Here is a 13,231-nt window from a genome sequence, read left to right as displayed (position 1 = left end):
GCCGCCCCCGGTGGGAGCGGCCCGCACCGGCAGGACGGTCAGGCGGCCTTGCCGGCCTTCAGGGCGGCCAGCCGGGCCTCGATCTCCGAGGTCTTGCCGAGGTCGTCCAGGGACTCGAACTGCGCGTCCAGGGAGGAGGCGGCCAGCTCCTGCTTGCCCAGGGCCATGGCCTCCTCGCGCCGGACCTTCTCCTCGAAGCGGCCGATGTCGCTGGTCGGGTCGAGCACGTCGATGTTCTTGACCGCGTCCATCATCGTGTTCTGGGCCTGAGCGGTCTTGGCCCGCGAAACCAGCTCGTCGCGCTTCGCCGTCAGCTCCGTCAGCTTGGTCTTCATCGAGTCCAGGCCCGACTTCAGCTTGTCGACCACCTCGGTCTGGGCGGCGATCGTCGGCGCGGCCGTGTTCGCCTCCTTCTCCGACTGCATCTGGCGGCCGAGCGCGACCTTCGCGAGGTTGTCGAACTTGTCGGCGTCGGCCGCCGACCCGGACGTCCGCAGCTCGTCGGCCTTCTTGCTCGCCGCGAGGGCCTTGCCGCCCCACTCCGCGGCCGCGTCCACGTCCTCCTTGTGGTCCGCCTCCAGCATCCGCAGATTGCCGATGGTGGTGGCGACGGCCTGCTCCGCCTCGGAGATGTTGTTCGTGTAGTCGCGGATGAGCTGGTCCAGCATCTTCTGCGGGTCCTCCGCCTGGTCCAGCAGCGAGTTGATGTTGGCCTTGGCGAGCTGGGTGACGCGGCCGAGGATGCTCTGCTTGCTCATGTGCTCTGTCTCCTTGGGAACCGGGGAGGGGGAGGGGGGAGTGGGTGTGAAGAGGGAGTGCGTGTCAGAAGCGGCCGCCGCCGCCCATGCGGCCGCGGGTGCCGCCGCCGCCGAAGGAGCCGGGGCCGCGTCCGCCGCCCCCGCCGAAGCCGCCGCCGAAGCCTCCGCCCCCACCGCCGCCGAAGCCGCCGCCGCCCCGGCCGCCGCCCAGGATCTCGCCGAGGATGATCCCGCCGAGCACCGCGCCGCCCATGCCGCCGCCCTGCTGCCGGCCGCCACCGCCGTACGGGTTCTGGTAGCCCCGTACGTCCTGCTCGGCCAGCTGCTGCGCCTGGCGCGCCAGGGAGTCCGCCTGCTGCGCCTCGGCGAGCGCGCCCGCCGGGTCCGAGGCCGCCAGGGACGTGGACCGCTCCAGGTGGCGCTGGGCCTCCGCCAGCCGGGTGCGGGCCTGGCTGCCGATCGCGCCCCGGCTGGTGGTGATGTAGTCCGTGGCCGCGCCGATCGCGCTGCGGGCCGTCAGCAGGGCCTGGTCGAGCAGGGCCGCGGCGCGCTGGCGGCCCGACTCCCGTTCGCGGGCCCCGGCCAGCGCCTCGTCGAGGGCCGCGTCGGCCTCCTCCACGCGGCGCAGCGCGTCCATCGGGTCGTACCGGCCGGCGCCCTGCTCCTGCCGTACGCCGGCCAGTACGGCCTCCGCCCGGCTGATCCGGCCGCGCAGATCGCCGGTCGAGCCCTCGGTGGTGCCGGTCAGCAGCCCGCGCGCGTCGGCGAGGTCCGTGTCCGTCTCGCTCAGTGCGCCCGGCAGCTTCCCGGCCGCCTCCGCCAGCTCCTGCGCGCGCCGCTCCACCGCGTCGACCAGGGTGGCCGCCTGGTCCACGGCGCCCTCGGCCGCCCGGACGTGCACGGCGGCCTTGCCGTTGTCGCCGGAGTCGATCGCGGCGCGGGCCTCGCCGAGGCTGGTCGTCGCGAACAGCAGCCGGTCCTTGGCCTGTTCGGGGTTGGCGGCCACCGGCGCCGCCGCGGAGTCCGCGTACTGGCGGCCGAGCGCCGTCAAGGTGGCCTCCGCCGTGGTCGTACGGCCCGTCAGGGCGCGGAAGTGGGCCTCCACGGTCGCCAGTGCCTGCGGGGCGTTCTTCTCCAGGTCCCGCAGCCGGTCGAAGTCCGCGGTCTCGGCGTCGAGCCGCCGGCTCGCCTCCGTACAGCGGGCCACGATCTCGTCGAGCATCCGGCGGCGGGTGGCGTCGTCCTCCGGGTACGCGTCGTCGAGCTGCTGGCGCAGCCGGAAGGCGGCCGTCAGCTCGCCCTTCCCGAACTCCACCGCCTGCGTGAAGGCCGCCACCGCCTCCTCGCCGAACTGCGCGGTGGCGAATCCCAGTTCCTCGGTGCTGGTGCGGATCGCGTCGTCCGTCTCCACCAGCATGGCCTTGGCCTTGGCGTCCAGCTCGGGCAGCGGAACGGGGGCGGGCCCCTGCCCCGGCCAGCCGGTGGTCTTCGAGCCGCCGCTGCCGCCGCCCGCCTGCTTGCGCTTGCGGCGGGTGTACGCGTACGCCCCGAGGGCGCCGGCCGCGCCGACCGCGACCACCGGGAGGACGAAGTCCCCGGCGCCGCTCTCGCCGCTCGCCGCGGCTCCTCCGGGATCCGCCTCGCCGGGGACGATGGCCGGCGCCGGTACGGGCAGCCCGCCCAGGACCGCGTCGTATCCGTTGGCGGCGCCGATCGCGGCGCCCGCCCAGTCGTTCTGCTTGAGGGCCGGCTCGATGGCGGTCTGCGCGACCGCCGCGAGCTGTGCCTCGGTGAATCCCGAGTCGACATCGGCCGAATAGGCGTACTGCCGGGCCCCGGTGGCGACGGCCAGCAGGACGTCGTTCTGGCCGAGGCCGTTCTTCTGGGCGGTCGCGTCGGCCCAGCTCTGCGCGGACCGGCCGGAGAAGTCGCGCACGTACGTGACGAACAGCTGGACCTTCCGGTCGGCGTAGAGCTTGTCCAGCGCGGCGGTGACCTCGGGCTTGCGGTCGCCCAGGGCGCCCACGCGGTCGGTGATCTGCCCCTGCTGGGACAGCGTGACCGGATCGTCGGCTCGGGCGGCCGGAGCGACGGCCGTCGCCCAGCCGCCGAGCGCGAGGCCGGCGGCGGCCAGGGCGAGGGCGGCCCGGAGGGATATCGCGGTGGTGGTGCGTCTCTTTGGCGGCGTCACATTTGGGAGCGTATGGGCCGTTTCATACACCCGCACCCGGAGATCGCCGCACGGGCCGGGGTCACGGCAGGGCGTACCCCGTGAGTTCGGGACGGGACAGGACGAGGCGGTCGCCGACCAGGAGGGTGTCCCCCTGGGCGAGCGCAGGCTCTTCCCACTGGCGGCGGGATTTGCCGGTCGCCGGGTCCAGGACCGTGACGAAGGGGTCCGCGGAGCGGCCCAGAAGGCCGCGCCGTCCGCCCCGCGGGACCTTGACGTACAGGCCGCCCGGGCGCAGCCCCAGCAGGTCGAGGGCGCACACCCGGCCCTCGCGCCGGGTCAGCGCCCGCTGCCAGCGCAGCGCACCGGTCCCGGCGTCGAGCGCGAAGACCAGGTCCGCGCCCTGGTCCGGGCGGTGCGCCGCCGCGTACACCGTGCCCCGCTCGATGAGCAGCCGCTCCGCCGGCGTGCCCAGCGCGAACCGCCACAGCTCCCGGCCGGTGGCCCGGTCCAGGGCCAGGAGCGCGCCCCCGTCCAGCAGGTGCACCGGGCCGCCGGACAGCTGGTGCCCGTGCAGCGCGCGCTCCTCCGGGCGGGCCCGGGGGAAGGACCACACCGGGCGGCCGGTCGGCAGGTGCAGGGCCTGGACCAGCCGGTCGTCCGCCAGTACCAGGCAGTCGCCCACCGCCGCGGGGGAGCGGGTGGCGGGGTCCGGGAGCGTCCGCCGCCACAGGACCTCGCCCGTCGCGGCCCGCAGCGCCGTCAGATCACCGGGCGCACCGAGCACCAGCACCGGCCCGGCGCTGCGCAGCGGCCGCTCCGCGGGCAGGTCCCGCCACCACCGCACCCGCCCGTCGCGCGGATCGCGCGCCAGCAGCCGCACCCCCGCCGCGTCGTCCCGCCGGACCTGGACGTACACCGTGGCCGCGTCCGCCTCGCAGGACACCAGCAGCGGCCCGGTCCCCGGCAGCGGCGGAGCGGCCGCGCCCTCGTCGGCGTACGCCGTCCAGAGCGTCGCGCCCGCGTCCACCCGTACGCAGCCCACCTCGGTCCCCTTGCGCCACACCACGCGCGCACCGGCCGCGGACAGGCCGGCCGGCCGGGCGCTCGTGTGCCACGCCCGAACACCGGGGGCCGCCGCGCGCCCGCGCAGCACGGTCCCGTCGCGACCGGTGACCGTCGTACCCGCCGGCAGGGGGCTCCCGGCATCGGCGGCGGTCTCCGGCAACCAGGGCACCCCGGCCGTCGCCACGCACTCCCGGGCGATCCGGGCCAGCGAGCGTGCCCGTTCCGCCGCGTCGGGCAGATTCCGGGCCCGTCCCGCGCGCTCCCGCGCCACGGTCGGGTCCAGCGGCGGCCGGCCCTCCCGCTCGACGGCGGCGCGGGCCGAGGCCACTGAGTCCAGGGCGTGGCGGGCCTTTTCGTCGGCGGCCTCCTGCGGGTGGCGGCGCAGCAGGCCGGAGGCCTGGTTCCGCAGCCGCTCCGCCTGTACGAGCCGTCCCTGCTCGGTGTGGTGCGCGGCCTCCTCGCGCAGCCAGGCCGCCCGCTCCTCCAGGAACCGGGGCAGCTCCTCCTCGGCCTGCTTCGGCGCCCGGGACCCGCCCGCCGCGTCCCCGGCCGCCGCGCGGTCGCGCGCCACCTGGCACAGCGCCAGCAGCCGGCCCCCGGCGGAGCCGATCCGCTCGCTCAGCCGCAGGGCCGCCGCCAGATCGTTCGGGGCGACGGCCAGCACCGTGTCGTAGGTGGCGGCCCCGCGCAGCCCGGCGTCCTGGATCAGCGCGAGGCGCAGTTCGGCCTCGGCGGGGTCGGCCGCCGCGACGGCCGTGGCGATGCGGGCGCCGAGCCGCTTCTCGGCCGGGCTGTCGGCGAAGTGGTCCGCCGCGATACGCGCGGCCTGCTCCGGCGCCACCCGGGCCAGCTCCTCCGCCACCGCGCGCAGCGGGCCCGACCGGTTGGAGCCGAACACCGTGAACAGCGCCTGCTGCGCGTCGGTCAGCAGCCGCCGGGCCCGGGCCGGGGCGTGCGCGGAGACGTCCTTGGCCAGCCCGGTCAGCAGCCGGGCCGCCCGAGCCCCGTCGCCCCCGTCGCCGGCCCACGCGGCGGCCTCGGCGTCGGCCAGCAGCCGACCGGCGAGCCCGCCGTCGAAGCGGGCCGCGGCATCGGCGGCGACGGCCAGCACCTCGATCCGCGCCTGGGCGCCGGCGGGCAGGGCCCGGAGCGACTCCTCGGCCTCCAGCAGCAGTTCCCGTACGAACTCCCGTACGGGAACGGGAACGGCCCCGGTGTCCGGCACGGCGGCCGCCGCGGGCACGCCCCCGGTGTCCGGCGCGGACACGGAGGCGGGCCCGAAGCCGTTCCCGGTGTCCGGGACGGACACGGACACGGGCCCGAAGCCGCCCCCGGCAGCGCCCGCCGGTGCCGGCCGGTCCGGCACGGCCCCCGGAGCCGCCGCACCGCCCGTCGCCGCCGGAGCCGTACGCCCCGCGGGCACCTCCGAGCCCACCGCAGCGCCCGCCCCCGCCCGCAGTAGCGCCCGCAGCTCCGCGGCCACCGCGTCCGCCGACTCCGGCCGGTCCGCCGGGGCCTTCTCCAGCAGCTGCCCCACCAGCCGCTCCACCTCCGGCGGAACCGGCGGGCCGGCCTCCCGCAGCGGGCGCGGCCGGTCCTCGATGTGCCGGCGCATCAGGACGTAGGGGACCTCCGCCTCCCCGAAGGGCGGCTCCCCGCTCAGCAGCGCGTACAGCACGCCCCCCAGCGCGTACAGATCGCACCGGGCGTCCACCCGCTCGCCCCGCCACTGCTCGGGGGCCATGTACGGCGGGCTGCCGAAGATCCGGCCGGTGACCGTCCAGCCGGCCGTGGCGTCCGAGGAGTGCGCGATGCCGAAATCGCAGATCTTCAGCCGCCCTCCGGGCAGCAGGAAGAGGTTGGCGGGCTTCAAGTCCCGGTGAATCACGGAGCGTTCGTGCGCGGCGGCCAGCGCCTCGGCGGTCTGGGCCGCGAGATCCAGTGCGACCGCCACCGGCAGCCCGCCCGGAGCCCGGGTCAGCGCCGTGCGCAGGTCCTCACCGGCGAGCAGCTCCATGACGATGAAGAGCCGCTCGTCCTCTTGGCCCACGTCGTGCACGACGGTGATGCCGGGATGCTGGAGCCGCGCCCCGATGGTGGCCTCGCGCCGGAAGCGGGCGACCGCCTCGTCGGACATGGCCGTCTCCAGGAGCACCTTCACCGCCACGGCCCGGTCCAGTGCCGTGTCGAACGCCCGCCACACCTCGCCGAAGCCGCCCTTGCCGAGCCGCTGTTCGAGGCGGTACCGGCCCGTCAGCTGATCCCCCACCCGCACCGCGAATGCCCCCTGACTCCACGTCAACGACGTTGCTCAGGGGGCATTCTGTCCTGCCAAGTGAACGATTGGGGGCGGCTATCGACCGGAGCGACGCCCGATCTTGCTCCCCAGCCACACGAGCGGGTCGTACTTGCGGTCCACGGCCCGCTCCTTCAGCGGGATCAGGGCGTTGTCGGTGATCTTGATGCCCTCGGGGCAGACCTCCGTGCAGCACTTGGTGATGTTGCAGAGGCCGAGCCCGTGCTCCTCCTGCGCCGTGCGCTTGCGGTCCAGGCCCGCTTCGGCCGCCGCGTCCAGCGGGTGCATGTCCAGCTCCGCCACCCGCATCAGGAAGCGCGGACCGGCGAAGGCGGGCTTGTTCTCCTCGTGGTCGCGCACCACGTGACAGGTGTCCTGGCACAGGAAGCACTCGATGCACTTCCGGAACTCCTGCGAGCGCTCCACGTCGATCTGCTGCATCCGGTACTCGCCGGGAGCCACCCCGGCGGGCGGCACGAACGCGGGCACCTCGCGCGCCTTCTGGTAGTTGAAGGACACGTCCGTCACCAGGTCGCGGACCACCGGGAAGGCCCGCAGCGGGGTCACGGTGATCGTCTCCTCGCGGGAGAAGGTCGACATCCGCGTCATGCACATCAGCCGCGGCCGCCCGTTGACCTCCGCGCTGCACGAACCGCACTTGCCCGCCTTGCAATTCCACCGCACCGCGAGGTCGGACGCCTGGGTGGCCTGGAGCCGGTGGACGATGTCCAGGACCACTTCCCCGTCGTTCACCTCCACGGTGAAGTCGCGCAGCTCACCGCCCTCCGCGTCGCCCCGCCAGATCCGGAACGCGGCATCGTAGCTACTCACTCGTACAGCTCCTCTTCGGCGAGGTACTTGACCAGCTCTTCCTTCTCGAAGAGCGCGAGCAGGTCCGGTCGGATGGGGTCGGTCCGCACCCGGGTCAGTTCGATCCGGTCCGCGGCCGGGTCGGCGGGAGCGAGGTTTCCCTCGGGCACGGCCACCGGCCGGCACAGCAGGTTCACCGGCCGCCAGGACCGCTCCATCGCCGGGCAGTCCTCACGGGTGTGCCCGCCCCGGCTCTCGGTGCGCTCCAGGGCCGCGCGGGCCACGCACTCGCTGACGAGCAGCATGTTGCGCAGGTCCAGGGCCAGGTGCCAGCCCGGGTTGAACTGCCGGTGCCCCTCGACCCCGGCCCGGGAGGCCCGTACGCGCAGGGTCGCGAGCTTCTCCAGCGCCTGGGCCATCTCGCCCTCCCGGCGGATGATCCCGACGAGGTCGTTCATCGCCGTCTGGAGCTCCTGGTGGAGGGTGTACGGGTTCTCCGCGCCCTCGGCGGCGTGGAACGGGGCCAGCGCCTCCGCGGCGGCCGCGTCGATCTGCGCCTGGGACACCTCGGGGCGCCCGCCGACGGCCGGGGCGTCGCGGGCCGCGTACTCGGCCGCGTGCAGCCCGGCCCGGCGCCCGAAGACCAGCAGGTCGGAGAGGGAGTTCCCGCCGAGCCGGTTCGAGCCGTGCATCCCGCCCGCGACCTCACCGGCGGCGAACAGGCCCGGTACCCCGAGGGTGGCGGCCGTGTCGGACTCGACCGCGATGCCGCCCATCACGTAGTGGCAGGTCGGGCCGACCTCCATCGGCTCGGCGGTGATGTCCACGTCTGCCAGCTCCTTGAACTGGTGGTACATCGACGGGAGCCGCCGCTTGATCCTCTCCGCCGGCATCCGGGTGGACACGTCCAGGAACACCCCGCCGTGCGGGGACCCGCGCCCGGCCTTGACCTCGGAGTTGATGGCCCGGGCCACCTCGTCGCGGGGGAGCAGCTCGGGCGGGCGCCGGTTGTGGTCCGGGTCCTCGTACCAGCGGTCGCCCTCCTCCTCGGACTGCGCGTACTTCTCCTTGAACACGTCCGGGATGTAATCGAACATGAACCGCTTGCCCTCGCTGTTGCGCAACACCCCGCCGTCGCCGCGCACCGACTCGGTGACGAGGATGCCCTTGACCGAGGGCGGCCAGACCATGCCGGTCGGGTGGAACTGCACGAACTCCATGTTCAGCAGCGGGGCCCCGGCGAGCAGCGCCAGCGCGTGGCCGTCGCCCGTGTACTCCCACGAGTTCGACGTGGTCTTGAAGGACTTCCCGATCCCGCCCGTGGCCAGCACCACCGCCGGGGCCTCCAAGACGAAGAACCGCCCGGTCTCCCGCTCGTAGCAGAAGGTCCCGGAGACCCGCTCGCCGTCCTTCAGGACGCGCGTGACCGTGCACTCCTGGAAGACCTTGAGCCGGGCCTCGTAGTCCCCGTACTCCTTGAAGTCCTCCTGCTGGAGCTGGACGATCTTCTGCTGGAGGGTGCGGATCAGCTCCAACCCGGTCCGGTCGCCGACGTGCGCGAGCCGCGGGTACTCGTGCCCGCCGAAGTTGCGCTGCGATATCTTCCCGTCCGGCGTGCGGTCGAAGAGCGCGCCCCAGGTCTCCAGCTCCCAGACCCGGTCCGGGGCCTCCTTGGCGTGCAGCTCCGCCATCCGCCACTGGTTCAGGAACTTCCCGCCGCGCATCGTGTCGCGGAAGTGCACCTGCCAGTTGTCGCCCTCGTTGACGTTGCCCATGGAGGCGGCGATCCCGCCCTCCGCCATCACGGTGTGGGCCTTGCCGAAGAGGGATTTGCAGATCACGGCCGTACGGGCGCCCCGCTCGCGCGCCTCGATCGCCGCCCGCAGCCCGGCACCGCCGGCCCCGACGACGACCACGTCCCACTGCTGCCGTTCCACTTGGGTCATTTAGAAGAACCTCGGATCGGTGAAGGCGCCACTGGCCACCAGGTACACGTAGAAATCGCAGGCGGCGACGCTGATCAGCGAGGCCCAGGCCAGCTGCATGTGACGGGTGTTGAGGCGGCTGATCCAGCCCCACAGGCGGTAGCGCACCGGGTGCTGGGAGAAGTGCTTCAGGCGGCCGCCCATGATGTGCCTACAGGAGTGGCAGGACAGGGTGTACGCCCAGATCAGCCCGATGTTGACCAGGAACAGCAGCGTTCCCAGGCCCATGTGGCCCCACGCGTAGTGCTCGTCGCGGAAGGTCAGCACGGTGTCGTAGGTGAGGATGCCCGCCACCGGCAGCGCCGCGTAGAAGAAGTAGCGGTGCATGTTCTGGAAGATCAGCGGGAAGCGCGTCTCACCGCTGTACGAGGCGTGCGGCTCGGCGACGGCGCAGGCGGGCGGCGAGGCCCAGAAGCCCCGGTAGTAGGCCTTGCGGTAGTAGTAGCAGGTCAGCCGGAAGCCGAGCGGGAAGACCAGGATCAGCAGCGCGGGGGACAGGCCCCACCAGCTGCCGAAGAGGTCGAGGTTCGGGCCGCCGCGCATGTCCGCGCAGTTCTCCGCGAGGCACGGGGAGTAGAACGGGGAGACGTACGGCGCCGCGTAGTAGTCGGCGTTGGCGAAGGCCCGCCAGGTCGAGTAGACGATGAAGGCGAGCAGCCCGGCCGCGGTGCCGGCGGGCGAGAGCCACCACCGGTCGGTCCGCAGGTGCCGGGCCGGTATCGCGGCCCGCGAGGCGTCGTGGACGCCGCCGGGCCGCTGTGGCGATGGTTGGGTGCCTGTGGCCAAGAGGGACTCCGGGTGGAGTGATGAGGGGTGCCCCGGGGGACCCGGCCGCCGTCGCTGCGGGTGACCGGGTCCGGTGGGGCGGTGGGGTGTGCGGGAGGCGCGCGTCAGGGGGCGCGGCGGTCGCGGGCTCCGAGACCTTCGTCGTCGGCGTCCGTCCACAGCGTGCTGTCGTACGGGGTGTCCGGGACGCTGATCATCCCGCCCTCCCCGGGAGGCCGGGAGGCGGCCGGTGCCTGCCGGGCAGCGCCCTTGAGGCCCTGCTCCAGCTGCTCCACGGAGCGGACCAGCTCGTTCAGGTTGCGCCGTACGGCGGTCAAATCGTCTTGCAGGGACATGACTTGCCCTCACTTCCGCTGGGTGCGGTGGCAACGCTCATGTGCGCCTGCGAGTGTCGCGCCTCACATCCCCCGTTGTGAAGGGACGTGCAGCGATTGCGGGCGTGCGGTCGCGAACCGTGCGCCCCTCCCGTACCCGTTCCCGTCCCTCGTACGGGGGAACGCCGGCCCGGAAAGCAAGCCGGATTGGTCCGCACGGGTGGGGTTCGCGGCGTGGCGAGGGTCGGCTGCGGTGGGTGCGGCGGGGTGTCGATTTCAGTGGGTTTCGGCACCCAGTGTGATCAGCTCCATATACCGCCGAACGTGATCAAAACATCCCCTTTCACGGCTCCCCCCACGCCCCGTCCCGGAGGTACCACCCATGTCCCAGAGAAGGCGCAGGTCCTTGGCGCTCCTGACCTCGGGAGTTCTTGCACTGCCGCTGCTCGCGGGCTGCGGCGCGGGTGACGACGAGGGCGGCCCGGCCGCCGCCGGGCAGGACATCGCGGCCACCACCCGCGACAAGGTCAAGGACGGCGGGGTGCTGCGGTGGGCGGTGGACTCCATGCCGGGCACCCTCAACGCCTTCCAGGCCGACGCGGACACCACCACCAACCGGATCGCCGGGGCGGTACTGCCCCAGCTGTTCGTGCTGGACGGCAAGGGGCGGCCGGTGGCCAACCCCGACTACCTGGAGAAGGCCGAGGTCGTCGAGCGGGAGCCCAAGCAGGTCGTCCTGTACAAGCTCAACCAGCAGGCGGTCTGGAGCGACGGCCGCGAGATCGGCGCCGCCGACTTCGTCTCCCAGTGGCGGGCGCTGAACGGCAAGGACTCCGCGTACTGGACGGCGCGCAACGCCGGGTACGACCGGATCGAGAAGATCGAGCGCGGCAAGACGGACCTGGAGGTCAAGGTCACCTTCGTCCGGCCGTACGCCGACTGGCGCTCCCTCTTCAGCCCCCTTTACCCCAAGCAGGTCACCGGCACCCCGGAGAGCTTCAACGAGGGGGCCCGGGGCGCCCTGAAGGTCACCGCGGGGCCCTTCGGGCTGGGCGCCATCGACAAGAAGACGGGCACGGCCTCGCTGACCCGCAACCCGCGCTGGTGGGGCAGCCCCGCCAAGCTCGACACCCTCGTCCTCACCGCGGTGCCCCGCTCCGAACGCCCCGCCGCGCTGGCCGCCGGCAAGCTCGACCTGGCGGAGATCGACCGCACCGGGGCCGACCGGATCGCCCTGGCCCGCCGCGACGCCGCCAAGGCCGACGGGGCCCACGGCCCGGCCGCCTCGGTGACGGCCGCGCAGGCCACCCTCTCGTGGGCGCTGGCCTTCGGCCTGGACGAGGACAAGGCCAAGGAGGCCCAGGCCACCCGCCAGAAGCACGCGGAGTCGGTGAAGCGGTACGCCGAGGAGCAGGGCGCCCTGCGCGGGTTCACCGTCCGCAAGTCCCTCGAGCCCGCCTACACGCAGCTCGCGATGAACGGGGCGAGCGGCCCCCTCGCGGACGAGCGGGTGCGCCGCGCCGTGGCCCGCGCCCTGGACCGTCAGGCGCTCGCCGACATCGTCCTCAAGCCGCTCGGCCTGCCCGCGAAGCCGGTGGGCAGCCACCTCGCACTGGCCGGGCAGCAGGCGTACGCCGACAACAGCGACGCCCTGGGCGGCCAGGACCCCCAGGCCTCGCAGGCCCTGCTCGCGGACGCCGGCTGGCGCCGCGGCGGCAAGATCACCGAGCCGGCCGGCGCGAAGGCGGGCTCGGAGGCCTCCAAGGAGACGGACGACTCCAAGACTCCCTCCGTCCCGGCCGCGGGCCCGGGCACCGGGAACGACGGCCTCTACATCGTCGGCCAGGACGACGGACGCAACGGCGACGGGCAGCCCGACGGGCAGCCCGACGGGGAGATCGTCGACGCCGACGCCTTCGCGGCGGAGGGCCGGAGCGGGCAGAGCCACCCCTCCCCGGTGCTCGCCCCGGCCCCCTTCGCCGACCTCCAGGAGCAGCACCTGCGCGCCCAGGCCGAGGCCCAGTCCCAGGCCGACGCCGCCAACGCCGTGGACGACGGCAAGCGCAGCCCGGCCCTCGACGCCGAGACCGCGGCCGAACCGGCGGACCCGGCCAAGGCCAGCCCCGCCCCGGCCCCCGCCAAGCAGGCCGTGCGCACCTCCGGGAACATGCTCGCCAAGGACGGCAAGCCCCTCGCCCTGCGCTTCGTCCTGCCGGCCGGCCCCGGCTCGGAGGCGCTGCGCACGGTCGGCGAGCGGATCGCGCAGATGCTCCACAAGGTCGGCGTGCAGACCGAGCTGGTCAAGGTGGCCGACGAGAGCTTCTTCAAGGACCACATCGCCTCGGGCCAGTACGACCTGGCGCTCTACTCGTGGCCCGCGACCGCCTACCCGGCGACCGACGCCCGGCCCATCTTCGCCAAGCCGGAGCCGGCCGCCGACGGCTCGCTCCTGGTCGAACAGAACTACACCCGGGTCGGCACCGACCACATCGACCAGCTCTTCGACCAGGCGCTCGGCGAGCTGGACGAGGCGGCCTCCCGCGACCTGATGCGCAAGGCCGACGCCCGGATCTGGGCGACGGCCGGATCCATCCCGCTCTACCAGCGTCCCGAGCTGGTGGCCGTGAAGCCGGGTCTCACCAACGCGGGCGCCTTCGGCCTCGGAGCTCCGCGCTACCAGGACATCGGCTGGAAGAAGCCGGCGCAGGCGGCCAAGGACAAGAACGCGAAGAACTAAGACGGGAAGCAACGCGAAGAAGTGATGACGAACGGGTGCATCCGGGGTTGATTCGAGGATCTCAAGCTCAGATGTGACTCAAGTCCCTTGCCCGCCGGAACACCCGGCGGGCAAGGTCGTACGTACCCGTTGACCCGCGTGTTTACAGGTTCCACCCAGGGCCGAGTCCCCCCACCCAGGACCCGGCCGTGCTCAGTCGTCCGGCCTCTTGACAGACCCCCCGGCAGGCAGTTCCCGCCAGCCGACGTACGATGGGGTAAGGCCGTGGCAGGTTTTCCGCCCGGTCGAGGCGCGCGTGCCGGACCGT

8 protein-coding genes are annotated in these 13,231 nt (G+C 73.8%); 1 reads left to right on the top strand and 7 read right to left on the bottom strand.

The features are described from left to right. Positions 1-38: 38 nt before the first annotated feature. The 7 genes from ACFYYB_RS15230 to ACFYYB_RS15200 all read right to left on the bottom strand — a co-directional run bounded on the left by ACFYYB_RS15230 (position 39) and on the right by ACFYYB_RS15200 (position 10,208). On the bottom strand, positions 39-758 hold the full coding sequence (locus ACFYYB_RS15230) for a PspA/IM30 family protein (protein WP_389435694.1): 720 nt from the start codon (positions 756-758) through the stop codon (positions 39-41). A 64-nt stretch (positions 759-822) separates the two neighbouring features. Next, entirely contained in the window at positions 823-2,949 is a 2,127-nt protein-coding gene (locus tag ACFYYB_RS15225; protein WP_389435693.1) for a TPM domain-containing protein, read from the bottom strand. A gap of 61 nt (positions 2,950-3,010) precedes the next feature. After that, positions 3,011-6,265 carry a protein kinase gene (locus ACFYYB_RS15220; protein WP_389435692.1) on the bottom strand — a complete coding sequence of 1,085 codons (3,255 nt, stop codon included), beginning with the start codon at positions 6,263-6,265 and terminating at the stop codon, positions 3,011-3,013. 84 nt (positions 6,266-6,349) lie between these two features. Further along, positions 6,350-7,123: a succinate dehydrogenase/fumarate reductase iron-sulfur subunit gene (locus tag ACFYYB_RS15215; protein WP_327304779.1), complete on the bottom strand. Its 774-nt coding sequence runs from the start codon at positions 7,121-7,123 to the stop codon at positions 6,350-6,352. Continuing rightward, positions 7,120-9,048, bottom strand: a complete 1,929-nt coding sequence (locus tag ACFYYB_RS15210) for a fumarate reductase/succinate dehydrogenase flavoprotein subunit (protein WP_389435691.1) — start codon at positions 9,046-9,048, stop codon at positions 7,120-7,122. The genes ACFYYB_RS15215 and ACFYYB_RS15210 overlap by 4 nt, the downstream gene beginning before the upstream one ends. After that, positions 9,049-9,873 (bottom strand): hypothetical protein, encoded by an 825-nt coding sequence (locus ACFYYB_RS15205; RefSeq protein ID WP_389435690.1) that lies wholly within the window; start codon positions 9,871-9,873, stop codon positions 9,049-9,051. Between the two features lie 104 nt (positions 9,874-9,977). Beyond that, positions 9,978-10,208, bottom strand: a complete 231-nt coding sequence (locus ACFYYB_RS15200) for a hypothetical protein (RefSeq protein WP_389435689.1) — start codon at positions 10,206-10,208, stop codon at positions 9,978-9,980. Positions 10,209-10,569: 361 nt separating this feature from the next. On the opposite strand from ACFYYB_RS15200, the gene ACFYYB_RS15195 reads away from it, so the two are divergent. Then, on the top strand, positions 10,570-12,924 hold the full coding sequence (locus tag ACFYYB_RS15195; RefSeq protein WP_389435688.1) for an ABC transporter family substrate-binding protein: 2,355 nt from the start codon (positions 10,570-10,572) through the stop codon (positions 12,922-12,924). The last annotated feature ends 307 nt before the right edge of the window (positions 12,925-13,231 follow it).

The organism is Streptomyces sp. NPDC002886, from assembly GCF_042888445.1.
Taxonomy (GTDB): Bacteria; Actinomycetota; Actinomycetes; order Streptomycetales; family Streptomycetaceae; genus Streptomyces.
Note: the sequence above shows the minus strand (reverse complement) of the source record. Positions and strands in the feature narration are given on the sequence as shown.

Excerpts from the sequence above, each read along its gene's own strand:
- ACFYYB_RS15230 (WP_389435694.1), bottom strand. The coding sequence starts at position 758 with ATGAGCAAGCAGAGCATCCTCGGCCGCGTCACCCAGCTCGCCAAGGCC.
- ACFYYB_RS15200 (WP_389435689.1), bottom strand. The coding sequence starts at position 10,208 with ATGTCCCTGCAAGACGATTTGACCGCCGTACGGCGCAACCTGAACGAG.
- ACFYYB_RS15210 (WP_389435691.1), bottom strand. The coding sequence starts at position 9,048 with ATGACCCAAGTGGAACGGCAGCAGTGGGACGTGGTCGTCGTCGGGGCC.
- ACFYYB_RS15195 (WP_389435688.1), top strand. The coding sequence starts at position 10,570 with ATGTCCCAGAGAAGGCGCAGGTCCTTGGCGCTCCTGACCTCGGGAGTT.